The following is a 25,294-nucleotide window of genomic DNA, read 5'->3' as shown; positions in this document are numbered from 1 at the left end:
GTCGGCTCTTGTGGGAGCGCGTGGTGACCCATAGGATGATGGTAAACGTTTTCTATCAGATCCTCTGCGAAGGAGACCGCGCTGAACGCCACACAGCCCGCCGGGCCGGTGTGCCCCGGCCCGGGAGCGAGTCCTGTCCTGCGTTCCGCCGCCCTCTGCCGGATCGACGGTGGTTTCTGGGCCGAGCGTCGTCGGACCAATGCCGAGGTCTCCGTCCCGGAGGGTCCGCGGTGCTTGGAGAAAGCCGGGAACCTCGCGAACCTGCGCGCGGCCGCGGAGCGTTCCACCGGGGCTCCGCCGGTGTTCACGGGCGACTTCCAGTTCCAGGACTCCGATGTCTACAAGTGGCTGGAGGCCGCGTGCTGGCAGCTGGCCGACGACCCCGGATCCGAGCTCGCCGCCGAGGTGGAGCGGACAGTCGCACTGATCTCCGCCGCCCAGCGCGCGGACGGCTACCTCCAGACGTACTACCAACTCGGCGGCGCGCAGGAGTGGACCGAGCTGGGCTGGGGGCACGAGCTCTACTGCGCCGGGCACCTGATGCAGGCCGCCGTCGCCCACCACCGGGCGACCGGCGGACGGCGCCTGCTGGACGTGGCCTGCCGCCTGGCCGACCACATCGACTCCGTCTTCGGCCCCGGCAAGCAGGTGGACGCGGTGTGCGGCCACCCCGAGATCGAAACCGCTCTCATCGAGCTGTACCGAGCCACGGATGAGATCCGCTACCTGGACCTCGCCCGCTACTTCCTGGACCGGCGCGGACACGGCACTCTCGCCGCGGGCGCCGACCGCGGGCACGACCGTGACCCGGGGGCCGCCTACTGGCAGGACCACACCCCGATCCGGGAAGCCGACGAGGTGGCCGGTCACGCGGTGCGCCAGCTCTACCTCCTGGCCGGCGCGGCCGACCTGGCGATCGAGTCCGGTGAGCCCGGACTGCGGCACGCGCTGGAGCGGTTGTGGCACGACATGGTGGCCACCAGGACCTATCTCACCGGCGGTGTGGGCTCCCGTCACGACTGGGAGTCCTTCGGTGACACCCACGAACTGCCGGCCGACCGCGCCTACGCCGAGACCTGCGCGGCCATCGCCTCCGTTCACTTCAGCTGGCGGATGGCCCTGCTCACGGGCGACGCCCGCTACTCCGACCTCGTCGAGCGCACCCTGTTCAACGGCTTCCTGAGCGGCGTCGGTCTGGACGGGCGGACCTGGATGTACGTCAACCCGCTGCACCACAGGTCCCGTTCCCAGGAGCGCTTCGGCGACCAGAGCGCTCATCGCACCCCGTGGTTCCGCTGCGCCTGCTGCCCACCCAATGCCATGCGCCTGCTCGCCAGCCTGCACCACTACGTCGCCACCACCGACCCGGGCGGCCTCCAACTGCACCAGTACGCCACGGGCGCCTACGGCGGCGAAGACCTCACCGTGCGGGTGGCCACCGCATACCCGTGGCAGGGCACGGTGACGGTGACCGTCGAGCAGGCCCCCGACACCTCCCGAACCCTTTCGCTGCGCCTGCCGTCCTGGTGCACGGATCACACCCTGACCGTGAACGACGTGGCCACGCACGACCGGCAGGAGAACGGCTGGCTGCGCGTCACACGCCGTTTCCGCCCGGGCGACACCATCCGGCTCGACCTGGCGATACGCCCCCGCCTGACCGTCCCGCCCCCGCTCGTGGACGCGGTGCGCGGCTGTGCCGCCATCGAGCGCGGCCCCTTGGTGTACTGCCTGGAGCAGACCGACCAACCGGGCCGCCTGGACCCCGACACCGTCGCCCTGGACCTGACCGAACCGCTTACCGAGCAGACACCACCGGGCCTGCTCGGCAACGTTGTCACAGTAGGCGCCACGGGGCGCGTGCTGCCCGGCGGCGGCCCCGGCCCATGGCCCTACCAGCGGCACGACCGGGCGCCGCGAGAGGAGGGGGCGGCCGTCAGGCTCACGGCCGTTCCGTACTGCGCGTGGGCCAACCGGGAACCGGGCGCCATGCGGGTGTGGGTTCCGGTTGCCGGCTCGCGGCGATGAGTCGCACGTATGCGGGACTCGCCCCGGCGACGGATTGACCCGCGTCAGCGGGCTGAGCGGCCGCCGCGACCTGAATGGGCACGGCGGGCCTGCGGGGCGGGCGGCGCCTGGTGGATGAGGCGAAGTCCGGCTGCCCGGGACTTGTCCACGACGACCCGCCGTTCCGTGGCCGAGGGCCGGCCGGGAACCGGGACGGCTCCGCCGGCCTCGGGTCAGCCGCTGTGGCGGTCGCCGATCGGGCTGAAGGTCCAGGCGGTGCCGGAGGAGAGGTCGATGGCGGAGGTGAAGTCGATCTCGCCCCGGCCGGCGAACTCGTCGTGGGCCGCGAAGGCGGCAGCCGGGTCGCCCTCGATGTCCCAGAGCGCCATGTACTGGTGGGGGCCGGGCGCGACCTGGTCGTTGAGCCGGGCCGGATGCAGTCGGTAGCGCTGGACGGAGTTCCAGCCGGGGATCTTCAGGACCTGGGGGATGTGGGTGTTGTCGTACCAGCGGTTGAACTCGTCGTCCTGTCCGGGGGCGGAGTTGCTCAGGACGACGAACAAGTGGCGATCGGCCACGACGATCTCCTGGTCGGGACGGGGCAGTGGGTAGAAGGGGGGCGGAACCCGCTCGGGGTCGAGGGGGCCGCTCATGGCTGTGCGCCGCGCGGTTTTGTCTCGGACGCGCTCAGGCGACGTCGAGTACGGCCTTTCCGGCCACCTTGCGGCTGAACAGCTCCTCGTACGCGTCGTCGAGTCGCTCCCACGAGCCACGCCAACCGACCTCGGCCTTCAGCCGGCCCTGGGCCAGGAGCCGGATCAGGAAGCGCAGGTCGGGGCCGAGCGGGTCGCCGTTCCCGCTGAAGCGGCTGAAGTCCCCGCCGACGGCGCTGACCGTGCGGGACTTGCCGAAGGCGAACAGGCCGTTGGGAGGGAGCACGGTGGTCTCACCCGATGCCGCACCGATGAGCAGCAGACTGCCACCGGGCGCCAACAGGTTGTAGGCGGCGAGAAGTTGAGGGCCTCCCACGTTGTCGAGCACCAGGTCCACGGGCTCGGTCACTCCGTCAAGGCCGACGACCACCTGGTCGGCGCCCAGTTCGCGCAGCCCCTCGCCCCGTTCCGCCGAGCCGACCGAGGCGATGACGAAAGCGCCGGCGAGCGCGGCCAGCTGGACGGCGTATCGGCCCACACCGCCCGACGCCCCGGTGACCAGCACCCGGCGTCCCAGTACCGCCCCGCCGGCTCGCACCGTGCGCAGTGCGGTGAGACCCGCCACCGGCAGGGCGGCCGCCTCGGCCAGGTCGGCACCCTCCGGCACCACGGCGAGGTCTTCCATGTGGGCGGTCGCACGCTGTGCCCAGCCCCCGTGACCCCAGGCGACCACCCGCTCGCCGACGGCGGGTCCCCCCTCGGTCGTCTCCAGCACGACACCGGAGAAGTCGAAGCCGTGGACGGTGCCGGCGGGGTCGGTGCCGCGACCGGCGCCGTACGGAATGCCTCGCGCGAGCAGCGGCTCGGCCCGGTTCACCGAGATGTGCCGGACTTCCACCAGCACCTCCTGGGGTCCTGGCTGCGGCTCCGGTACTTCCGCCATCCGTACGTAGGCGGGTGAGCGGTCCGGGTCGATGACGTATGCGCGCATGCTGCCTCCCGAAGGGCCGACCAAACGGACCGGCGGTCCGATTCCTTCCTGGGATATTATTCGGACCGGTAGTCCGATTGTCCAACCCGCATTTCGGAGAGTCCCGCCATGACGGAGTCCCGCACGGAGCGGTCCGACGCGGCCCGCAACCGAGTCGCCGTGCTGCGCGCGACCGAGAAACTGCTGGTCGAACACGGCGCCGAGCACATTTCGCTGGACCGGGTCGCCGCGCAGGCGGGCGTGGGCAAGGGCACGGTCTTCCGGCGCTTCGGAAACCGGACAGGGCTCTTCGCGGCCCTCGTGGAAGAACGCACCGAGACCCTGAACCAGGACATCGAAACGGGCCCCCCTCCGCTGGGCCCCGGAGCGGCACCGCTGCCCCGACTGCGCGCGTTCCTGGACGCGCTGGCCGACCTGGCCGCGCGCCATGTGTCGCTCTTCGCGGCCCATGAACAGGCCTGTGGGCCGGGTCGGTTCACCAGCCCGACGTATCTGGCCTGGCACCGGCACGTATCCGGGTTGCTCGCCATGGTTCGGGTGGGTGACGCCGAGGCGACGGCCCACGCTCTCCTGGCGGCCTTCGACGCGGACCTCGTCCGTCTGCTGTGTCCGGACGGCCGCCCCGACCGTCTCGCCGAGACGGTCAAGAACCTGGCCACTGCCCTGATGTCGGAGCATCCGTCCACCGTCGAGCAGGTCACGCGATCCGGGGTGGCGGACTCCTCGTCCGGCCGGGCGTGAGCACCGCGGACGGGGCTACGGGCAACCCCTTCGGCCGGTGAACGCAATATGCCAAATGCCGCAAAAAATCCGCGAGGGTACCGTAAGGGACATGGGTGCGAAGGCGCGGCTGGCACTGCTGGATAGCACGGATCAGGGGATCACGGAGACCGAGATCTTTCGGTTGGGGCTCCTGCACCTGGTGGGGGAGTTGGACGGCTTGGGCGGTGCCGTCCACCTGCGTGGTCCCACGTCGGCGCTGCGCCTTGTGACGTCGCTCGGGTTGCCCCCGGCCCTGCTCCGTTCCTGGGACATCCTGGACGAGCAGGAAGGCTCGGCTGCCTCGGTACGCGCTGTGTGCGAGGGCGGCGCGGTATGGGTCCCCGCATCGCCGGGTGACTCTCCTGGACCGTCAGCCTGGCCCTGGCCCGCCGGCGGGCTGGCTTCGATCCCGCTGTTCCGCGGGGAACGCGCCATCGGTGCGATCACGGTACTGAGCGGTACCGGCACCGGGCCCACCGTGGAGCAGTGGGAGTTCGTACGGGCCGTGGTCGCCTGGACCGAGGAGCGGCTGGGACAGGCGCCGCCGGTCGCCCGTGCGACAGCGCAGGAGCAGGACCACCTGGCCGGCGGCCGCCTCCGCCAGGCGATGAGGGACGTCCCGATCGGGACGTGGGAGTGGGACATCCGCACGGGAGGCCTGATCTGGGACGGACATGAAACGTCTGTCCACGGCAGGGTACCGGAGGACTACGAGCCCCGGATCGAGAGCTGGATGAAGGCCATCCACCCCGACGACCTGCCGTCGACGCTCGCCGCGGCGGAGCGGGCGGTCCGCGACGGAGTTCCCTACGAGGTCGAGTACCGGGAGCGGCGGCCGGGCGGTGGCTATGGCTGGACACAGGCTCGCGGGTGGGTGATATACGACGACGAAGGGGAACCGGTACGCGGGGTCGGGGTGTCCTGGGACAGCAGCGAGTGCCGTACCGCGCAGGACGCGCTCGGCCGTGCTCTGCGCCACATGAGCGACGGGTTCGTACTGGTCGACGACGACTGGCGGATCGTCTTCGTCAACCTGGAGGCCGAGCGCACGCTCGGCGCGTCCCAGACCGAGGCCTGCGGGCACGTGCTGTGGGAGCTGCCGGCTGTCCAAGCCGTTCCCGACCTGGAACCCCGCTGCCGCGAGGCCGCCGCCGCGGCCGCCCCGATCGGCTTCGACGTGCGCATGGCGCCGGGGCGCACACACCATCTGCGACTCGTGCCAGGGCCCGACGGACTCACCCTCTACCTCACGGATGTCACCGAGCGGCGACGGCGCGAGGCGGAACGGGCCGCCGCCGACCGGTCCGCGGCGGAGCGCTCGGCCCGGATCACCGAACTCACCGCGGCACTCGCCAGGGCGCAGACGTCCAGCGAGGTGGTGGACGTGGTAGCGGGGCGGGCGCTGCCGTCCTTCGGCGCCACCGGCCTGGCCGTGATCGCCGTCGAGGGGGGCCGGGCCGAGGTCATCGGAGCCTTCGGGTACCCCGATGCCCTGCTCGACGAGATCGAGGGCCTGGAGGTCGTGGCGGGCGATCCTGTCGGCGACGCGGTACTGACCGCGGCGCCGCTGTTCTTCTCCTCGGCGCGGGAGTACGCCCGGCGCTATCCGAACCTGCGGGAGCGGCCACGCCTGGCGGGCAAGCAGGCCTGGGCGTTCCTTCCGCTGACCGCCTCCGGGCGCACGTTCGCCGTCTGCACGATCTCCTTCGACCTGCCCCGAGGCTTCAGCCCGGACGAGAAGACCCTGCTGACCGCGATCAGCGCCCTGGTCGCACACGCTCTGGAGCGGGCACGGCTCTACGACGCCGAGCACACCCGCGCCCAGGAACTGCAACGCGGACTCCTCCCCAGACGGCTGCCCGGAGTGGCGGCGTGCACGGCCGCCGCACGCTTTCTCCCGGCGGGACGGGGCATGAACGTGGGCGGCGACTGGTACGACGTGATCCCGCTCTCCGCCGGGCGGGTCGCCCTCGTCGTGGGGGACGTCATGGGTCACGGCCTGTCCGAAGCGGCGACCATGGGGCGGCTGCGGACGGCCGTCGCCACCTTGGCCGACCTGGAACTGCCTCCCGACGAGGTCATGTTCCACCTCAACGACATCGTGAGCGGCATGGGGGAGGACTCCTACGCCACCTGCCTGTACGCGGTCTACGATTCCACCACCCGGACGTGCGGCCTCACCGGAGCGGGCCATCCACCGCCGGCCGTCATCGAGCCCGACGGCGTCGTGTACTTCCCGGACCTGCCTCCGAACCTTCCGCTCGGGGTGGCGCAACCTCCGTTCGAAACGCTTGAGTTGACGCTGCCCGACGAGAGCCTGCTGGTGATGTACACGGACGGCCTGGTCGAATCAGCACATCGTGAGATCGACCGGGGCATGGCTGATCTCCAGGAACTCCTGCGCGGGGCCGACCGGGTGGATCTGGAGTCCCTGTGCGACACCGTCACGCGTGAGCTGCTCCGTGACGAGCAGCTCACGACCAGCGACGACGCCGCTCTCCTGGCCGCTCGTGTGCACGCGCTCCCCGACGACCGGATGGCCTCCTGGCAGCTTCCCGAGGACCCGCGGGCGGCAGGGCAGGCCCGGAAACACATCCGGGAGCAACTCGACGTCTGGGGCCTGGACGATCTGCTGACGACGACCGAACTCGTCGCAAGCGAGCTGGTCGGCAACGTCGTACGGCACGCCAAGGGCCCCGTGCGCCTGCGACTGCTGCTCAGCACCACCTTGATGTGCGAAGTCTCCGACGGGAGCCTGACCACCCCCCGGGTGCGCCGGGCATCGGACACGGACGAGGGCGGGCGCGGTCTGCAACTCGTGGCGGCCCTGTGCCAGCGGTGGGGTACCCGCTACACCGAGGCCGGTAAGTGCATCTGGACGGAGCAGGCTCTCGCCGGGAGCCCGGGCGATCTGCCGTAGGGCGGGTGGGTCACTTGAGGGCTCCGAGGGTGACTCCGGAGCGCCAGTAGCGGCGCATGGCGATCATCATGATCGCCATGGGGATGATGGACAGGAGAGCGCCGGTGAGGACCAGGCTGGTGAGGTCGATCCCCGACTCCGCGCGTTTGCCGGACCAGTTGTAGAGGCCGAGGTTGAGCGTCCAGTTGCTCTCGCCGCGCAGGACCGTGAGGGGGAGGAAGAAGGCGTTCCAGGTGTTGACGAAGGCCAGCAGGAACACGGTCGCCCCGCCTGTCGTCATCATGCGCAGCACGATGCTGACGAAGATGCGGAGTTCACCGGCGCCGTCGATACGGGCCGCTTCGAGGAGTTCGAAGGGGATGGTGGCTTCGGTGTAGACCTTGGCGAGGTAGACGCTGAAGGGGTTGACGAGGCAGGGAATGAGCATGGCCCAGGGGGTGTCGACCAGGCCGATCTTCGAGAACAGCAGATACAGCGGCAGGGTGAGCAGGGCGATCGGGATCAGGAACGAGCCCACCACGCAGGCGAAGACCAGGTTGCGGCCGGGGAAGTCGAAGCGGGCGAGGCCGTAGCCGGTGGCGAGAGCGAGCAGGGTGCCGCCGAGCGAGCCGACTCCGGCGTAGAGGAAGGAGTTGGCGGTCCAGCGCAGGAAGATGCCGTTCTCGTAGGTGAACACCTGGCGGAGGTTGCTCCACAGGTGCCAGTCGGAGAACCACAGGCCGTTGGACTGGTACAGGCCGGTGCGGTCCTTGGTGGCGGCGACGATCAGCCACCAGACGGGGAAGAGGCTGTAGACGGACGCCAGGGACAGTCCGACCAGGAGGAAGCGCTGGCTGCCCCGGGCACGGGCGTCCGGGGCAGGCCTGGCCAGGCGCCGCACGGGGGAGGCCTTCGCGCGTTCTTCGGTGAGGGTCATCAGTCCGTCTCCCTGGAGGTGAGCCGGTAGAACAGGAACGAGGCGACACCCAGGATCAGCGCGAGAAGCACGGAGAGTGCGGCCGCGTAGTGGTAGTTGCCGGCGTTGAAGGCCTGGTTGTAGATGATCATGATGGGGGTGAAGGAGTCACTGACCGTCTGCGGTGTGATGTTCCGGAACAGGGCGGGCTCGTTGAAGATCTGGAGCATCTGGATGATGGAGAGCATCCCGGTCAGCACCAGTGCCCCCCGCACGAACGGGATCTTGATGCTGCGGGCGATCCGCCACTCGGAGGCCCCGTCGAGGCGGGCGGCCTCGAAGAGTTCGCGCGGCACGCCCTGCAGGGCCGAGTAGATGATGACCATGTTGTAGCCGATGCCGTGCCAGGTGAGCAGGTTGCCGATGGACGGCCACACCATGGAGGGGGAGAAGAAGTTCCAGTCGAGGCCGAAGACCTTGCCCAGGGGGGTCAGGGGGCCGACGTCGGGGCTGTAGAGATTGATCCAGACGATCGCCGCGACCACACCGGGGATCATGTACGGCACCAGCAGCATGACCCTGAACCGGCCCGCCGTCCTGGACGAGAGCGCGTCCAGGCAGAGCGCCAGCGCCAAGCTGATCAGGAGCATCAGCGGGATCTGCACACAGGCGAACAGCACCACCCGCAGCACGGAGCCCATGAACGCCGAGTCGGTCAGCCCCTGCCGGTAGTTGCCCAGCCCGGCGAACGTGTCCGTCGTGCCCCCCAGTCCCAGACCGGAGGACTGCGAGCGGTACAGCGACTGGTAGACGGCGTAGCCCATCGGGAGCAGGTAGAGGAAGACGAAGCCGAGCTGGAAGGGCACCGTGAACACGGCACCCTTCCAGCGCAGGGAGCGAATCATCGGGTGTGCCTCAGCCCTTCACGCTGATGCCGCGGGACTTGAGGTCGTTGACCGTCCACTCCTGCATGTGCGCGAGCAGATCGGTCACCTTCTCCTCCTTGCTCACGACCTTGCCCCACTGGCCCTGCATCTCGGTGAACATCGCCGTCCAGTCGGGCCCGAAGGTCCAGTCCGAGGTCACGGTGTTGAGGCTGTCCTTCACGATCTGCTGGGCCGGCTGGTAGTTCGAGCCGAGCAGCTTCTCGGAGATCGCCTCGGAGACATAGGCGTCGCTGTCCTTCAGGGCCGGCATCACACCACTGCCGGTCTCCGGACTCGCCATGATCTTGACCGCGTCGGTGTCGGTGGACATCCACAGCGCGGCCTCGGCGGCCTGCTCCTGGTACTTGCACTGCTCGGACACCAGCGTCAGATTGCCGCTCTGGTTCGTGCCGGCCGGGGTCTTGGCCGCCTCACCGGTATAGGTCGGCCAGGGAGCGAGGGCCCACTTGCCGAAGGACTTGGTGAAGTTCTGCACCATGCCGGACATCTGCCAGGTGGAGATCTGACGGGTCGCGGTGGCACCGGTGTCGAAGCTGCGCTGCACGGCGGCGTAGTCGGCGAAGGACAGCTTGGCGTTGAGATCGTTGTCGATGATCTCCTGGATCACCTTGGCCGCCTTCAGGCTGCCCTCGTCCTGGAAGGAGATCTTCCAGGAATTGCCGTCGATGGCGTACCAGTGCGCGCCCGCCTGCATGGCCAGGGTCTCCAGCGTGCTCGGGTCCTCACCGGCGAAGTTCGTGACCTTGATGCCGTGCTTCTTGAGCACCTTGCCCGCGGCGATGAACTCGTCCCAGGTGGTCGGCGCCTTCAGCCCGTACTTGGCGAAGATGTCCGTGCGGTAGATCGTGAACGCCGGCGCCGACGCGGTCGGCACACCGTAGGTCTTGCCCTGGACCTGGCCGGAGGCCCACGAGCCGGAGTTGAACTTGTCCTTGCTCGACCCGACGTACTTCGTGATGTCGGCCAGCGCACCCTGCGCGACCCAGCTCGTCACGTACTCGGCGGTGTTCTGGAGCAGGCAGGGAGCGTTCTTCGCCTTGACCGCGTTGCTCAGCTGCTTCTGCATGGTCAGCTGGTCGGTCACCTTCGTGTACTTCAGCTGCACATCCTTGTGCGACGCGTTGAACGCCGCGACCACCTTGTCCTGGCCATTGGCCCACCCCCAGAACTGCAGCGTGACCGGCCCGGAGGCCTTGGTCCCGGAGTCCCCGGAACCGGATCCGCCGCAGGCGGTGAGCAGACCTGACAACGCCAGACCCGCGACAGCGACATGAACAACTCTTCTGCGAGGACTGATGGACTTCATTGACCGTGATCCTTCGGGGTATGGGCGCTCTCGAACGAGGAGAGGCGGTGAGGACGGCGGCTCGGAACAGGCCGGAAACGGCGGCCGGAAGACCTCGGCCGCGGTTACGGGGGGACGACCCAGCGGGAGCTGTAGTAACCGATTGCTATGGACGCTAGGTCAACGGCCGCTCCGCAGCAAGGGGCGAGGCTCAAAATGTTGCGCCGAGTTGTCCAAGAGGATACAGGCGAGTGATCGTCCCGTGTTGCGCAGTAAGGCAGTTCCCGCAGTTCACTGACGCTTGCGGTGGTCCGATCCGGCTGCGATGCAGGGCAGACCGAGCGGCGGCGGTGCTCGGGAAGGAGAAGTCAGTAACAGGCCCTGATCGTGTAAACGGTTTCCGTCAGGCAGCGATCGCGCACTCTGGTAGGTGCGGAGGTGTGCGATGCCCGGATCGCCGGGCGTGGGTTCAGGCCACGCGGGCCAGATCCGCGTGCCGCACCTGGTGGGCGAGGGGCAGCCCCGCGGCCATCCGTTCGAGTTCGGCGACGACGATGCGGCCGAGCCGCTCCAGTTCATTGCCGAGCGAGCCCGCGATATGGGGCGTGAGGAAGACGTTGGGCAGCGTGTACAGCGGGGAGTCGGCGGGCAGCGGCTCGGGCTCGGTGACGTCGAGGACCGCGTGCAGCCGTCCTGACAGCAACTCGTCGGTGAGGGCGGCGTGATCGACGAGAGCGCCTCGGGAGGTGTTGATGAACACGCCGCCGTCGCGGACGAGGGCGAGCCGGGCGCGGTCGAGCATGTGGTGGGTCTCGGGGATGTCGGGCGCGTGCAGGCTGACGATGTCGCTGCGTCGCAACAGGTCTTCCAGCGGGAGGAGCCGGCAGCCGAGCTCGGCCGCCTCGGCCGCGTCGACGTACGGGTCGTGCAGCAGGACCTCGAAGTCGAACGGCCGCAGCAGCTCCAGGAGCCGGCGGCCCACGCGAGAGGCGCCTATGACGCCGATGCGGCGGCCGACGTTCCCGATGGCCACGGTCTCGGCGGGACCCGGGTAGGCGTGGGTGTCGCGGAATCGCTCCCGATGGGTGAAGGCGTCCTTTCCGGCGAGAAGGATCATCGCCAGGGTGTACTCGGCGACCGGGACGGCGTTGCCGGTGACGGCGCTGGAGACGGCGACGCCCCGGCTCCACAGCGTCTCGCCGACCAGGGACCGGACGGAACCCGCGGCATGCAGGACCGCGGACAGCCTGGGCGCGGCGGCGAGCGCGTCCGGGCCGAGGTGGGGGCAGCCCCAGCCGGTGATCAGGACCTCGGTACCGGCCAGTTCCGACGCGGCGGCGGGGTCGGCGAAGTCCTGGACGACGCGTGCCGGGTCGATCCGGGCCGTGCTCCGGAGTCGGTCCATGAGCGGCGCGGGGAACAGTTGGGGCAGGTGCACCGGGTCCATGGCGAACACGGCCTTGAGGGTCGGTTGGGCGACGGGCATGACTCTCCTCATGAGCGCACAGGAGCGCAAGGGCGAGAAAACGTTTACCGCACACGGTAGGGGCGCGGTAGGGCCCGGTCAATCGGCTGGCGCATGCGGTGGACACGGAGGCCCGGATTCGGCGGGAGGCGCACGGCAGGAACGAAAGACGCCCCTGAACATGGGCATGCGGACAGCCGCCGGTCCATCACGGCGGGGGAGTGCGGAGCTCCGCCGGACGCGGCGATCCGCGTCGCGCCGACGCGGGCGGCGCAGGCGTTCCGGGACGCGACGTTCCGGCCTCCGCCGGCGGACGGCTGTCCGCTACCAGGACAGCCGTCGTACCGACTGCCGGATGATCAACTGGGTTCCGAGCACCATGTGGTCATTGCCGGAGTGGGATTCCTCCCGCTCCAGGGCCAGGCGTACCGCGGTGCGGCCGAGTTCCTCGTAGGGCACCCGGACCGTGGTGAGGGGCGGGGTCAGGTCGGTGGCGAAGGGTACGTCGTCGAAGCCCACGACCGACACGTCGCCGGGCACGTCCAGGCCGGCCTCGCGCAGCGCGGCGAGGGCGCCCAGCGCGACCATGTCGGAGGCGGCGAACAACGCGGTGAACTCCACACCGGCGCGCAACGCGTCCCGGGTGCGGAAGAAACCGGACGAACGGGTGTACGTCCCCTCCGTGTCGAGTTCCTCCGCGTAGTCGGCGCCATGGGCGCGCAGGGCGTCCCGGTATCCGGTCCGGCGTTGGCCCGCGCTGCTGACCGCGGCCTCGCCGCCGAGGTAGAGCACCCTCCGGTGCCCGTTCGCGAGCAGATGCGAGACGGCCTGGAAGGCGCCGCCGTGGTTGTCGTAGTCCACGACGGTCACCGGCAGGTCCTCCGCCAGCGCCGGACGGCCGACCAGGACCAGCCGCGAGCCCGCGGCGTCCAGGGCCTTGGCGTATCCGGCCATGCGCCGGTCGTACGCCTTGTCCAGCACCGCGCCTCCGACGAGGAGGACGGCGGCCGCGTGCTGCTCGCGCATGAGCTGCACCAGGTCGTCCTCGCGGGCCGGGTCGTCGCGCGTGGCGCAGACCAGGCTCAGCCTGCCCCGGTCGGCGGCCTCCTGCTCCACACCGGCGGCGACATGGGCGAGCGACGGGCCGGTGATGTCCTTGAGCACCAGGGCGACCGGGCCGGCGACCTTCCCGGACAGCGCCTTGGCGTGCACGTTGACCACGTAGTGCAGGGACTCGACGGCCGCCATCACCCGGGTCCGGGTCTCGTCGGACACGGGGTAGTTCCCGGCCAGGGTTCGGGAAACGGTTGCCACCGAGACGCCCGCCTTCGCGGCGACGTCACGGATCGTGCTGGGCCGCTCCTGGAGGGCCTGCCCCCTGTCGGCGCGTTTGCGCGTGCGAGGCCGGCCGACGCGGGTGGCCGGTGGATCGTTGCTCCCGTTGTCCGTCACGGCTCGACGTTACTGCATGTAAGGGGCCTTGCGACAGCCGGAGGCGAGAAGCTAGCGTGTTGGTTCAGTAAACGTTTTCTCTATGTCATTTCCCTCCTGGCCGGAGCCACTCCATGACCGTCACGCATCTGCGCTGGGGCAGTGACCAGCTGTCGCTGCTCGTCTCGCTCGACCCGTCGGGCCCCGCACGGCTCCTGGCGGTGGGCGAGGCGGCAGGCCTGCCCGATCCCGAGCGGGAGCCGGAGCTGTGCGTGCGGCTCGCTCACCGAGCGTTGCCCGTGGTCGAGATCCAGACCACGGGAAGCGGACGTCTGGGCACGTCGGGCAAGCGGCACGTGGACGGTGCGCTCTCCCGCGGTCTGCGCTGCGTCGGCCACGAAGAGCACGATGACGGAGCGGTGCGGACGCTCCGGGTGCGGATGACGGACGAGACCACAGGTCTGCGAGTGACCGCCCTGTTCCGGCTGCGCGCCGGACTGCCGGTGCTGCACGCCGAGGCCCTCGTCGAGAACCCGGGCGAGGCCCCGGTGACCCTGGAATACGTCTCCTCATTCGCCGTGTCCAACCTGGCCCGCGGCCTCCCGGACGGCGCGCGCTGGGAGGACGGGCTCTCCCTCTGGCTGGCCGCCAACCCCTGGAGCGGGGAGTTCCGTTGGTCGAGGGAGACCCTCGCCGAACGGGGGCTGTACGACGTCGGCATGGCCGCGTTCGGCCAGACCGGGTCGAAGAACCGCATCGCCGTGACCAGCACCGGATCCTGGTCCTCGTCCGAGTATCTGCCGATGGGCTGCCTGGAGGACACGGCGACCGGCCGCGCCCTGCTGTGGCAGACCGAACACAACGGTTCCTGGCACGCCGAACTCGGCGACCGCTTCGGCGATGTGTATCTCGCCCTGTCCGGTCCGACGGACCGGGAACACCAGTGGCGCCACCGCCTCGACCCCGGCGCCGGGTTCCGCACCGTGGCCGTCGCCGTCGCCGTCGTACCGGAAGGCGGTCTGCGGACGGCGGTCCGCGTGCTGACGGACCATCGGCGCGCCACCCGCAGGGCCCACCCCGACCTCGAACAACTGCCCGTCGTCTTCAACGACTTCATGAACAGCCTGATGGGCGAGCCGAGCACCGGGGCGCTGTTGCCGCTGGTGGACGCGGCCGCCGTGGCGGGCGCCGAGGTGTTCTGCGTCGACGCGGGCTGGTACGACGCGGAACCGCCCGGCACGGTGGGTCCGGGCGGGGTGCCCGGCTGGTGGGACGCGGTCGGCGAGTGGCGGGAGTCGAAGCTGCGGTTCCCGAACGGGCTGGGAGAGGTGATCGACCGGATCCGCGAGGCGGGGATGGTGCCGGGGCTGTGGCTGGAGCCGGAGGTCGTCGGGGTGCGCAGCACGGTCGCCGCCGCGCTGCCGGACGAGGCGTTCTTCCGCAGGGACGGAACGCGCCTCGTGGAATGGGGCCGGCACCAGCTCGACCTTCGGCACCCGGCGGCCCGCGCCCACCTCGACGGGGTCGTGGACCGGCTGGTGCACGACTACGGCGTCGGCTACCTGAAGCTCGACTACAACATCGACATCGGCCCGGGCACGGACGGCCCGACGGGCACCGACAGTCCCGGCGGTGGCCTGCTCGGCCACAACCGCGCCTACCTCGACTGGCTCGACGGCGTCCTGGACCGCCATCCCGGCCTGGTCCTGGAGAGCTGCGCGGCCGGCGGCAGCCGCACCGACCACGCGATCCTCTCCCGGCTGCCGATCCACTCGGTCACCGACCAGCAGGACTTCCGTCTCGTCCCGGCCATCGCCGCCGCCGCGCCGACCGCCGTCACCCCGGAACAGGGCGCCATCTGGGCGTACCCGCAGCCCGGGCACACCGACGCCGAACTCGGCACGGTACTGGTCTCGGCGCTGCTGGGCCGTGTCCACCTCAGCGGCCGCCCCGATCTGCTCGACAGCGACCAGATGGCCTTGGTGCGGGAGGCGCTCGGCACGTACAAGACCTACCGGCACCTCCTGCCTGGCGCCCGCCCGCACTGGCCGCTCGGACTGCCGGGATGGCGCGACGGCTGGCTCGCCCTGGCGCTGGACGCCGAGGACGGCACGACCCTCCTCGCTCTGTGGCGGCGGGAGGGGGCAGACGAGTCGGTGACGGTCCCCCTCCCCGCCGGCGGCCGGCCCCGGGTGCTGTTCGAGGCCGGGGCGCGCACGAGCCTGGAGTGGGACCAGTGCGGCCGCGGCCTGCGGGTGGGCCTGCCGGCCGAGGGATCCGCGGTCCTCGTGGCACTCGACCCGGTGGAATCGTCGTGATCGCCAAACTGCCGCGGCGGACCCGCTGACACCGCGTCACGGTCCGTACAGACGTGACGGCCCCGGCCCCCGGCCCGGCACCGGAGGGACAGGGCCGTCCTTCGGCCTTCCCCCGAAGTCAGCCTCTGCGCAGCACCACGGTGGTGCCGGGCTTCACACACAGCTCGGCGTCGGCGCTCACCGTCGCCCCGGTCACGAGGTTCGTGGCGGCGCCGAAGCCCTTCGTGGCCAAGGTGTAGCTGCGGCTGTCGGTCGTGTTCATGGCGATCAGGTACGGGCCGTACGCACATCGGTAGAAGGAAGCGCGGCCGGCGTACGGGCTCTCGACCCCCGGGTCCCGCTCCGGAGCGTCGTCCGGGGCCTTGGCCAGTGGCAGCACCTGGCCCGCGAACGCCTGGTGCAGGGTGTCGCCCGGCGGGGCGAAGCCACCGGCGGGGATGTCGAGGTCGCCTGCGGAGAACTCCCAGTTGACCCAGTCGGGCTCGGCGAAGGCCCTGCCGTCGGGAACGTACTTGACGTCCTGCCAGACCGTGCCCGAGCGCTCGACGCCGTCGGCGGTGATGTGGTGGACGCGGGCGAGCCGGTTGACGCCCCAGCGGGCCCGCCAGTACAGCGAGGCGAAGAGGATCTCCTCGCCGTGCTTGATCGCGACGAGGCCGTTCTCCTCGTCGGAGAAGACGAAGTCGGGCGCTCCCGCCGTCATGGGCAGCTGCGCACCGCTGCCGGTGGCCGTGCTGATGTACGCGTAGTCGTCGGCCGTGGACAGCAGGTTGAGGTTGGTCCGGGCGGAGACCGTCGCCTCGTAGGTGCCCTGCAGGGACAGGAACGCCTGGCCCTCGCTGAGGGACTGCTGGGCGTAGGAGGTGAGGTCCGGGTCCTTGATCTGCGCGGCCATCTTCAGTGCGTGGCCGTCCCACTTGGCGTCCTGGTCGTAGGCGACCTTGCCCGGGTACTCGGTGTCACGCCAGCCGACCATGGTCTCCAGACGCATCGTCCGGTAGCCGTCGGGGTCCACGGAGGGGTACCGGAACACCGCGCGCGCCTTGGCCATCTTGACCAGGTGGTCGCGCAGCGTGCCGTCCTCGACGCCGCCGATGACCGTCACCGCGTCGTACACGAACGACAGCCATTCCTGGAGTTCGCCGTAGCTGCCCGCGTAGCCGAGTTCCTTGGAGATGCCCTTCTTGGTGACCTGGTAGTACGAGCCGCCCAACGGCTCGGTCGGGGTGCCGTCCTCGTTCTCCGGGCCGAGCCAGGGAACGAGGCCGACGGCCTGGTAGAGGTAGTCGCGGGCCTTGGTCTCGCCCCAGGCGTCGTCGGAGCCGAGCCAGCTCAGGCCGCGGTCGGCGAGGTAGAGGCCGATGGAGCAGATGATGGCCTGGTTCGTGTACTGCGGGATGTTCTGCCGCCAGTACTCGCGGCTGTCCAGCAGCATCTTCGCCCAGGCGGACCGGCGGGTGACGGGCGTGTACGCGGACCCGGCCGGCTCGGTCATGGTCAGGTCGTCGAACCAGGCCGTGCCCGCGCCGGAGAGACGTATGGAGACGGCGGCCTGGGTGGCCGTACTCGGCGTGGTGAGGGTGGCCGTCACGTGCTCCCAGTCGTGGGTGCCGGACGAGGCGTAGAACTTGTTGTCCGTGCCGACCAGGGTGCCACTGGAGTTGTAGAAGAGGATGTCGAGACAGGCGCCGTTGTCGGCGGTGCTGTCGGTCTTGACCCAGGCGCCGTATGTGTAGGTGCCCTGGTCCACCGGGAGCTTCGCCGAGGTGGTGTAGCCGACCGTGCCGGAGCCGGGGATGGTGATCTTCGCGGAGGCGTGGCCGGTGCGGTACACGGTGGTGTCCCGGGCGGCGGTGCCGCTGCCGGACCAGGTGGACGACTTCCAGCCGGTCGTGCCGAACTCGAAACCCGGGTTGCTCAGTCCGTAAGGCGACCCGAGGACCGGCTCGTCGAGCAGCGGCTTCAGGTCGTCGGCGAGCCCCAGCATGACCAGTCCGGCCCGGCCCAGGCCCATCCACTGCTGGGTGGAGCCGGTGATCACGGTGGAGTCGGCGACGTACTTCCAGTAGACGCCGTCCAGGCTGCGGGCTGCCTGCGGTGGCACGGCGATGTTCTGGTAAGCACCCGTCGAGGACATGTGGTAGGCGCGGGCCAGGAAGTCCAGGTACCACAGCTCGGTCTGGGCGCTGGTGCGGGCGGCTTCGGCCGAGGCCTGGGCCAGGACACGGGTGTTGATCGTGCCGACGATCTCGGAGCCGGGTGAGGTCCGGGTCGCCGGAGCCGGCAGCGCTCCGGTGACGTCGTCGGCGGCGGTGCCGAAGTACGGCTCGTCGTGGGTGTAGAGGCGGTAAATGGTGCGGCTCGGGCCGTCCATGTCCTTGTAGTACTCGTCGGCCGTGCTCGCGTAGCCGGCGATGCGCCCCATGGACCGGACTTCGAGGGCGACGGACGACTTGCCGGCGGTGAGGTCGAGGGGCAACGGCAGCGTGTGGTAGAAGAAGCGCTCCAGCGAGCGCGGGTCGTCGCTCGCTATGTCGAGCGGGTCGACGGCCCCCAGGTGATAGTGGCCGACCTGCTCGCCCTCGGCGAACAGCTGCAGTCGGCCGAGCTCGGCACCGCTCTCCGAACCCCACAGCTTGACGGTGACATAGGTGGCGCCCGTGGGCCGACAGGCCAGCCTCGCGGACAGGGTGCCGCCCCAGAAGGCCGCGGTCTCCGGGGCGTTGAGCACACGGGCGGCCTGCTCCAGACCGCCCGTCACGACGTCGGAGAGGGTCGCGGTCAGACCGTGCGCGCTCTCCGACGCGCTGTCGCCGAGGACGAGCGTGTCGAGAGGAGCGGTGGCGGCCTGCGAGGCTGTCGTCCCGGCCTCGGCGGCCTGTGCGGTACCGCCCGGCCACAGCCAGCCCGCGGCTGTGACTCCCGCGGCCACCTTCAGAAGTGACCTGCGCTGGATCGGTTCGGGCATGTCGGATTTCCCTTCGACGTTGGAGGGGGTACGGGGGAGGGCGCGGACGGGTAGCGGTCGTGCGTGGTTCTTCGGTACGGGCGTGGACGTTCGGATCCGTCCCCGCCACGGCGTGAGCGAGCGGCGGGCCCGCGCTGGTTCCTCCATGGCGGTGCGCCCGAGACGCCCCGGTTCCTTGCCGAACGCGGCGGCGATGTGCGTGGGCAGTGATCACCGGGTGCCGGGCAGGTGCGTCCCACCCGGGAACTCGCCTGCGGCCGGAAGGTGTCCTTGCCGGCGGGCAAGAACGCGACGAGGGTGTGTTCGGCCACCGGACGGGGGTTGGCGTGCGCCGCGCCGGACGCCGCGTCCCCGTGCTTCCGTATGCCGTCGTCCATCCGGCAGCCGGGGCCGGCCGAGGGGGGTCCCATCCGGCGATGAACACTTCCGTGCCAGACCCTGCAGTCGTGCCACGAGCGGCTCGGGGAAGAACTGGTGAAGACATGCCGGGTCCATGGCGAACGGGGCACGGGGCAGGGCGGATCTGGACATGCGTCTCCCGCGTCAGGAGCTTGGGAAGGAAGGAAACGAGGAGGAAACCTCTAGTAAACGTATTCCACGCTAATCGCCGTACGGTGTCCGGTCAATGGCCGAATTCCGTGCAGGCGGAACGTTGTTCCCGCCGCCTTGCCGTCCCCCGAGTGTCGTCGCAGGTCGAGTGCGCCACACGTGCTTCCTGGAGTGGTCTCGGGGTGAGGTGGGCGAAGCGCGGCTACCTCGCCCCTTGCGGGGTGATCTCCGGCTGACTAGGGTCTGCGGCAAACGTTTACTGCATGATGCGTCGGCCGTGGGACAGCCGCTCATGGGCCGAGAACGCGGCTCACCTCGCGGGCAGGGTGCCAGGGCTGACGCGCTCTCATGTCCGGCAGCCGGGGTCGCCACCGGGCTCCGATCCCGACGAGGCCGGCCGTACGAGGCCGTGATCACCGAACGCCCGAAGGTGGGCATCCCGCACGGCCTGTCTGCCGCCCGGACGTTCTTCGGGCAGGCCCAAGCCCGGAGGGCACATGCCTCTCCGGGCGGCTGCGCACACGGTCTTCGGAGCCGGGACGGGCAGCCGGCTGCCCGGCTGTCCCGCCCCCGACCGGCTCCGGACAGTGCCTCGCGCTCAGGCGGGGCCGAGTCGGCTGATGCGGCGTCGGCGTCGCGGCCGCTCAGCCGTGCGCGCGATCAGGGCTGCCGCTTCTGCCGGCCCGCGCCCTGTACCGGGAGGGCCGCCGGCCGATGAGGCCGGCGGCCCCGCCAGGGACCGGCCGACGCGGGCACGCGCCGCAGCACTGCTCAGAATCAGAAGGGGTACCGCTCGATCTCCGCCTGCGCGGTCACCCACTGCACCTCGGTGAAGGTGTCGAGGTTGGCTCCGCCGCCGAATCGGCCGCCGGCGGCGGAAGCCTTGGAGCCCCCGAACGGAGCCACGGCCTCGTCGTCCACGGTCTGGTCGTTGATGTGGACGGCACCGGACTCGATGCGTTCGGCGAGTTCCAGGGCGCCGAACACGTCCCGCGTGAGGATGGCCACCGACAGACCGTACTCGGAGCGGTTGATGAGCTCGACGGCCTCGTCGACGGTCTCGTAGACGGAGACCGGGGCTACCGGGCCGAAGATCTCGTCGGTGAACGCCGGCGCGTCGTGCGGAACGTCGGCGAGGACGGTGGGCCGGTAGAAGAGCCCGTCGTGGGTTCCGCCCGCGGCCAGGCGGGCCCCCTGGGACACGCTGCGGGTGACGATGTCGTGGACCCGGTCACGCTGGGGTTCGTCGATGATCGGGCCGAGCATGTTCGCGGGGTCGGTCGGGTCCCCGACCGTGATCGCCGCGGCCTTCTCCGCGAGCTTGGCCACGTAGCGCTCCGCGACGGAGGCGTGCACCAGGTGCCGTCCTGTGGTCATGCAGATCTGGCCCTGGTGCAGGAATGAGCCCCAGGCCCCGGCCGACGCGGCCGCGTCGAGGTCGGCGTCGGGCAGTACGAGCAGGGCGTTGTTCCCGCCCAGCTCCAGATGCACCTTCTTCAGCAGAGGGCCGGCCGCCGCGCCGATCGCACGGCCGGCGGCGGTGGAGCCGGTGAAGGAGACACAGGGCACGGAGGGGTGGGTCACCAGCGCCTCACCGACGTCGACGCCGCCGGGCACCACGTGCAGCAGTCCCTCGGGCAGCCCCGCCTCGGCGAGCAGCTGGGCGAGAGCCAGTCCGCCCGAGACCGGAGTGCGCGGGTCGGGTTTGAGGATGACGGCGTTGCCGAGGGCGAGCGCGGGCGCCACCGAGCGCATCGAGAGGACGGCGGGGAAGTTGAAGGGCGAGATGACCCCGACCACCCCGAGGGGTACCCGGCGGGTGAGCGACAGCCGCGGCCGCGTGCTGCGGAGCAGCTCGCCGTAGGGCTCCGCCGCCAGTGCGGCGGCCTGGAAGAGCTCGGAGACCACCAGACCGGTCTCGAAGGCGGCCTTGCCCGCTCCCGATCCGGCCTCGGGAACCAGCCAGCTCGCCAGCCGGTCCGGGGCTGACTGCAGCGCGGACGCCGCCTTCCGGAACACCTCCGCCCGCCGGTCGTAGGGCAGCCGGGCCCAGTCCCGCTGGGCCTTCGCCGCGCGTTCGACGGCCCGGTCGACGTCGGCGGGGGACGCCGCGCCGACCGTGGTGAGCAGCCGGCCGGTGGCCGGTGCTCGCACGTCGAGGGTCCCGCCGCGGCCCTGGGTCCAGGCGCCGTCGAAGATCTTGCCGTCCCACGGCAGGTTGCCGTGGATGGACGAGGGTTCAACTGTCGTGGTCAACGTGGTCTCCGGGATCCGCGCGCGGCTCAAGGGTGTGGGTGCTGTGGATGTCAGTCGGTGACTCGGAGGGCGGACACGCTCTTGTCGAGGACGCTCTGGTCGGCCCAGCTGCCGTGGAAGCCGAACGGCACCCGCACGGGCAGCCCGACCCGGGCCAGCGGCTGTGTGACGAGGTCGGACGCGTCGTGGATCAGCAGCTCGCTCAGGCCTGTCTCGGGGTTCCACCACAAGGTCAGCAGGTAGCCGTCGTCCTCGCCGGTCGGGTCGGGGCGAGGGACGAACACCGGCTCGCTGGGGCTGGTCAGCGGGTGCGGTCCTTCGACGACGGTCGTGGAGTCCCTGAGGTAGTCGTGGCGGGCCAGGCCGTCGGTCATGGTCTCCGGTGCCAGGTCACGGGTGGTGACGAAGTAGCCGTACCGGTGCTGCCGGCCGACGTAATCGTCGTTGATCTTCGGGAACTCGCCGGCGATGCCGGACACGCGGCGGTCGCCGACCTTCCCGGTCGCCGTGTCGATCCGCCACTGCCAGGAGTAGCCCGGCGGGAACCACTCGTGGGAACCGAGCGGGGTGAGCGCGTCGGCGGGGTTGCCGATGCGGGAGATCCGGTGCATGTCGATGACGACCTCGTCGCCGATCTCGTAGGCGTTGTAGAAGTGCGTGGGTGCGAACACGCCACCGGCCTCGTACCACTTCACCTCGTGGGTGCGGCGGTCCATCAGCACGATCTGGGTGCCGTGCGGCAGCGCGGACTCGTCCCAGACCACGCCGGGCCTGCCCTGCGCGATCAGGTCGAGGCGGAACAGGTTGGGCGCGACGAAGAAGATCGCGTAGTTCTCGCTCACGACGAAGTCGTGCACGAGTGCCGGGACGCCGATGTCGATGGTGTGGGAGTCGATGACCTGTCCGGTCCGGACGTCGGCGCGGTACCAGGTGATGACGGGGCCGGTGGCCGCGAAGAACAGCATGTCGCCGGTGGCCGGGTCGGTCTTGTGGTGGGCGGTGCACAGGACGTCGATGCCGCCGTGGAAGTCGTAGCTGCCGTACGTCTCCAGCGTCTGCGGGTGCATCGCCGTAGGCAGGCCGCCCTCGAAGTAGACCAGCAGGTGGTCGTCGAAGATGCCGACGTTGGTGTTGGCCACGTTCTTGGCGGGCGGGGCGCCCTGCGGCAGTCGCCCGGGCGTGCCGCCGTTGACGAAGCCGCTGTAGACGGCCTCGCCCTGTTCGACCTCGAACTTCATCGAGTCCGTCGCCACCCAGCCGGTGCGGAAGGCCGCCTTGCCGTCACGCAGGTAGAGCGCGGCGACCATGCCGTCGCCCTCCCACCAGTGGTAGCGGTCCATGTTGCGGGGCTGGAAGCGGGGGTTGGAGGAGATCCGGAACAGGGCGCCCGCGAGATCCGCCGGGATGACGCCCGCCACCGGCAGGTCGTAGCCGTGGCTCTCCTCCGCCCACGGGGCGAACGGACCACGCAGCCACTTGTTCCCCGTCGGCCAGTTCTGGTCGGGGCCGACGGGCAGGGCCTGCGGCGCCATGGACATCGGTGTGGTCGCGACGACGGGTATGGACGGGGTGCTCATGAAGTCCCTTTCACGGGGAGCGGTCTCTGCGCCGGGCCCACAGCCGGCGCACTCCGACGTGCCGGGACAGGCTCCGGGACGCTTCGGCTCGGGTGCCGCTCCACTGCCCGGTGGGCACCTCCTCGTGCCCGGCCGGGTCATCCTCCGGCGCCGTCCGCCGGATGTCCTCGGCGCGGTACGACAGATTCGAGTCCCGGCTTTGTCGCCGCGGCGCAGTCGGGGCCGGTGATCGCAGCCGGGCCGGTGATCAGGGGGTGATGATCCGGCTGATCTCCAGCGCCAGACGCAACGACAGATGGTCCTGCGGCAGCGGCCTGCCCATCAGCTCTTCGGCCCGCTTGACCCGGTAGGCGACGGTGGTGGGCGCCACGAACAGTTCCTCGGCGGCGAGGCTGCGGCTGCGCCCGTGCGCGAGGTACAGACGCAGCGTCTCGCGCAGCGCGGCGGCCTTGGGACCGGGGACGGCCAGCGGCCCCAGGACCTCGCGCATGTAGCGCTCGGCGTGCTGGGCATCGGCGGTCAGCAGGGAGAGGACGGCGACGTCGGCGTAGGCGTACGCGCCCGGGGCGCCGAGGGCCTGGGCGACCCGCTGGGTCTCCCGAGCGGCGAGGTGGCTCGCCCGGAACCCCTCCTCACCCCGGGCCGGCGGTCCCAGCGCGGCGTAGACCCCGCCGGGGCAGTGCGCTGTCCGCTCCTTCGACTCCTCGCGGATCAGCGAGAGGAGATCCGCCGACGGTTCCCGGGGCCAGCTGAACCACGCCCACACTTCGGACGTTCCGGTCGGCAGGACGAGGGAGCGCACGGCCCGCGAGACGCCGACGAGATCGGCGGCGAGATCGGCGGCGAGCCGGTGCGCGGGCGCGGCAGGGCCCTGGCCGTCCGCGGAGGCGGCCGACCACAGCACGGCGGCCATGTGATGGTGCCCGAGATCGAGGCCCAGGGTCTTCTCCACCGTCACGGGGTCGGCGTGGCGGCCGGTGAGGAGGTCTTCCACGAGTGTGCGACGGGCCGCGGTGCGGCTGCCGGCCCAGTGTTCCCGCTCCGTCGCGTACTGCGTGGTGAACGCCGTGGTCAGCTGTTCGACGTAGGCGAAGGACAGCCGGGCGACGCGCTCGCTCTCGTCGGGCCGGCGGTCCGCCTCGACGAGCAGCCGCAGAGCCGCGAGCAGCCGTTCGTAGGTGTGGACGTGAGAGGTCCACACGGCCCGCAGGATGCGGTCCAGCGACACCCCCCGGTGCACCAGATCGCGGTTGCCGTCGACCGCTTCGGGCGGGACGGCGATGAGCTCGGGCGGTGTGTCGTTGAGCAGTCCCCGCAGGATCGCGATGCAGCAGGCCTCCACCGACCGGCGTGCCGTGCGCAGGCCGACGGGTCCGGCGGCGACTTCGGGAGACTGCCGGGCGCATTTCTCGGCGGCCCCGGCGGCCGTCTCGACCGCCCAGGCCACGGGACCGTCGCCGAGGTCGGCCACGGCCTCGGCGACCGTCGCGGGGGAGGAGGCCGGTGATGGGCGGTCCGCGCCGTCGTCCGGCCGCAGTCCCAGCAGCCACTCGCCCGCGCTCGTACCGGCACCCACCTCGGCCACCTCGCCCGCCTCGCTCATCCGTGGCCCATCATCCTCCCGGTCACGGCACACGGTGAGGTGCCGGTGCTCACCCGTGCGCCGCCGGATCGGGTCCGGGCGGGGCGCTGTCCAGCAGCGGGGTCAGCAGTTCGCGTGCCCGCTCCGGGGTGATGACGTCCGCCGGGTCCATCTTCACGATGCGGCGGCTGCCGGCGTCCTCGTAGATGTGCTCGCCGATCAGGCGGCAGTCGGCGTCGTACGGCCAGAACGACGCCATGTAGTGGGTGAGCTGGTAGTAGGCGTCGGGGTCGTCGATGTCCTCGCCCTGCTCGGCCAGGACCCGGCCGGGGAGGTGGTGGCCGAAGAAGGACTCGATGGCCAGGCCCCAGTCCGCGACGGCCACCTGGTCGGTGATCGGGCCGAAGACGTTCGCGCGGGCGTCGGTGAGGCCCGCGTAGAACGCGCCGATCTCGGCCGTGCCGCGCAGCTGGAACGAGGCGCCCTTCTCGTTGATGCGGTACAGGGGCTCGTCGACGATCATGCCGGGCTGGAGGATCTCCCGCCAGCGCCCGGAGACCTCCAGCAGCGCGTGCCTGCGGAAGTTCAGCAGGATCGCCCGGTGCCGTGGGTTCTCCGTGACGGCGAGCAGGGCGTCCGGCTCTTTGACGACGTCGCGTACGTCGAAGACGTTCATGGGATGGCCTTT

The 25,294-nt window shown here is 70.7% G+C and carries 16 protein-coding genes; 4 read left to right on the top strand and 12 right to left on the bottom strand.

The features are described 5' to 3' along the window. Nucleotides 1–81 precede the first annotated feature (81 nt). On the top strand, nt 82–2,028 hold the full coding sequence (locus tag IEZ11_RS27125) for a glycoside hydrolase family 127 protein (protein WP_189265650.1): 1,947 nt from the start codon (nt 82–84) through the stop codon (nt 2,026–2,028). 212 nt (nt 2,029–2,240) lie between these two features. Here IEZ11_RS27125 and IEZ11_RS27120 read toward each other — a convergent pair whose 3' ends face one another. Further along, a complete protein-coding gene (locus IEZ11_RS27120; protein ID WP_189265505.1) occupies nt 2,241–2,660 on the bottom strand; it encodes an EthD domain-containing protein in 420 nt (139 codons plus the stop codon). Nucleotides 2,661–2,694: 34 nt separating this feature from the next. Beyond that, on the bottom strand, nt 2,695–3,651 hold the full coding sequence (locus tag IEZ11_RS27115; protein ID WP_189265504.1) for a zinc-binding dehydrogenase: 957 nt from the start codon (nt 3,649–3,651) through the stop codon (nt 2,695–2,697). A 108-nt stretch (nt 3,652–3,759) separates the two neighbouring features. On the opposite strand from IEZ11_RS27115, the gene IEZ11_RS27110 reads away from it, so the two are divergent. Then, the gene (locus IEZ11_RS27110; protein WP_189265503.1) at nt 3,760–4,392 is read left to right on the top strand and encodes a TetR/AcrR family transcriptional regulator; all 633 of its coding nucleotides are present in this window, start codon (nt 3,760–3,762) and stop codon (nt 4,390–4,392) included. A 91-nt stretch (nt 4,393–4,483) separates the two neighbouring features. Continuing rightward, entirely contained in the window at nt 4,484–7,333 is a 2,850-nt protein-coding gene (locus IEZ11_RS27105; protein WP_189265502.1) for a SpoIIE family protein phosphatase, read from the top strand. A 10-nt stretch (nt 7,334–7,343) separates the two neighbouring features. Here IEZ11_RS27105 and IEZ11_RS27100 read toward each other — a convergent pair whose 3' ends face one another. The 5 genes from IEZ11_RS27100 to IEZ11_RS27080 form a co-directional block, all read right to left on the bottom strand. Beyond that, complete coding sequence (locus IEZ11_RS27100) at nt 7,344–8,249, bottom strand: carbohydrate ABC transporter permease (RefSeq protein WP_189265501.1); 906 nt, start codon at nt 8,247–8,249, stop codon at nt 7,344–7,346. After that, nucleotides 8,249–9,133 carry a carbohydrate ABC transporter permease gene (locus tag IEZ11_RS27095; RefSeq protein ID WP_189265500.1) on the bottom strand — a complete coding sequence of 295 codons (885 nt, stop codon included), beginning with the start codon at nt 9,131–9,133 and terminating at the stop codon, nt 8,249–8,251. The genes IEZ11_RS27100 and IEZ11_RS27095 overlap by 1 nt, the downstream gene beginning before the upstream one ends. Before the next feature lie 10 nt (nt 9,134–9,143). After that, nucleotides 9,144–10,481, bottom strand: a complete 1,338-nt coding sequence (locus IEZ11_RS27090) for an ABC transporter substrate-binding protein (RefSeq protein ID WP_189265499.1) — start codon at nt 10,479–10,481, stop codon at nt 9,144–9,146. 448 nt (nt 10,482–10,929) lie between these two features. After that, the gene (locus tag IEZ11_RS27085) at nt 10,930–11,946 is read right to left on the bottom strand and encodes a hydroxyacid dehydrogenase (protein ID WP_189265498.1); all 1,017 of its coding nucleotides are present in this window, start codon (nt 11,944–11,946) and stop codon (nt 10,930–10,932) included. Nucleotides 11,947–12,249: 303 nt separating this feature from the next. Continuing rightward, nucleotides 12,250–13,377, bottom strand: coding sequence for a LacI family DNA-binding transcriptional regulator (locus IEZ11_RS27080; RefSeq protein WP_189265497.1), 1,128 nt, complete (start codon nt 13,375–13,377; stop codon nt 12,250–12,252). A gap of 113 nt (nt 13,378–13,490) precedes the next feature. Between IEZ11_RS27080 and IEZ11_RS27075 the strand changes: the two genes are divergently transcribed. Then, nucleotides 13,491–15,674, top strand: coding sequence for a glycoside hydrolase family 36 protein (locus IEZ11_RS27075; RefSeq protein WP_189265496.1), 2,184 nt, complete (start codon nt 13,491–13,493; stop codon nt 15,672–15,674). Between the two features lie 118 nt (nt 15,675–15,792). Here the strand turns inward: IEZ11_RS27075 and IEZ11_RS27070 are convergent, their stop codons facing one another. The 5 genes from IEZ11_RS27070 to IEZ11_RS27050 all read right to left on the bottom strand — a co-directional run bounded on the left by IEZ11_RS27070 (nt 15,793) and on the right by IEZ11_RS27050 (nt 25,282). Then, the gene (locus IEZ11_RS27070; protein ID WP_189265495.1) at nt 15,793–18,642 is read right to left on the bottom strand and encodes a carbohydrate binding domain-containing protein; all 2,850 of its coding nucleotides are present in this window, start codon (nt 18,640–18,642) and stop codon (nt 15,793–15,795) included. A 1,326-nt stretch (nt 18,643–19,968) separates the two neighbouring features. Beyond that, a complete protein-coding gene (locus tag IEZ11_RS27065) occupies nt 19,969–21,447 on the bottom strand; it encodes an aldehyde dehydrogenase family protein (protein ID WP_189265494.1) in 1,479 nt (492 codons plus the stop codon). Nucleotides 21,448–21,497: 50 nt separating this feature from the next. After that, the gene (locus tag IEZ11_RS27060) at nt 21,498–23,024 is read right to left on the bottom strand and encodes a carotenoid oxygenase family protein (RefSeq protein ID WP_229713389.1); all 1,527 of its coding nucleotides are present in this window, start codon (nt 23,022–23,024) and stop codon (nt 21,498–21,500) included. Between the two features lie 247 nt (nt 23,025–23,271). Next, nucleotides 23,272–24,627, bottom strand: a complete 1,356-nt coding sequence (locus IEZ11_RS27055) for a PucR family transcriptional regulator (protein ID WP_189265493.1) — start codon at nt 24,625–24,627, stop codon at nt 23,272–23,274. Nucleotides 24,628–24,676: 49 nt separating this feature from the next. Further along, nucleotides 24,677–25,282 (bottom strand): hypothetical protein, encoded by a 606-nt coding sequence (locus IEZ11_RS27050; protein ID WP_189265492.1) that lies wholly within the window; start codon nt 25,280–25,282, stop codon nt 24,677–24,679. Between the last annotated feature and the right edge of the window lie 12 nt (nt 25,283–25,294).

It is taken from the genome of Streptomyces fuscichromogenes (genome assembly GCF_014645815.1).
In the GTDB taxonomy this organism is placed as follows: domain Bacteria; phylum Actinomycetota; class Actinomycetes; order Streptomycetales; family Streptomycetaceae; genus Streptomyces; species Streptomyces fuscichromogenes.
This window is presented reverse-complemented; position numbering and strand designations above follow the sequence as displayed.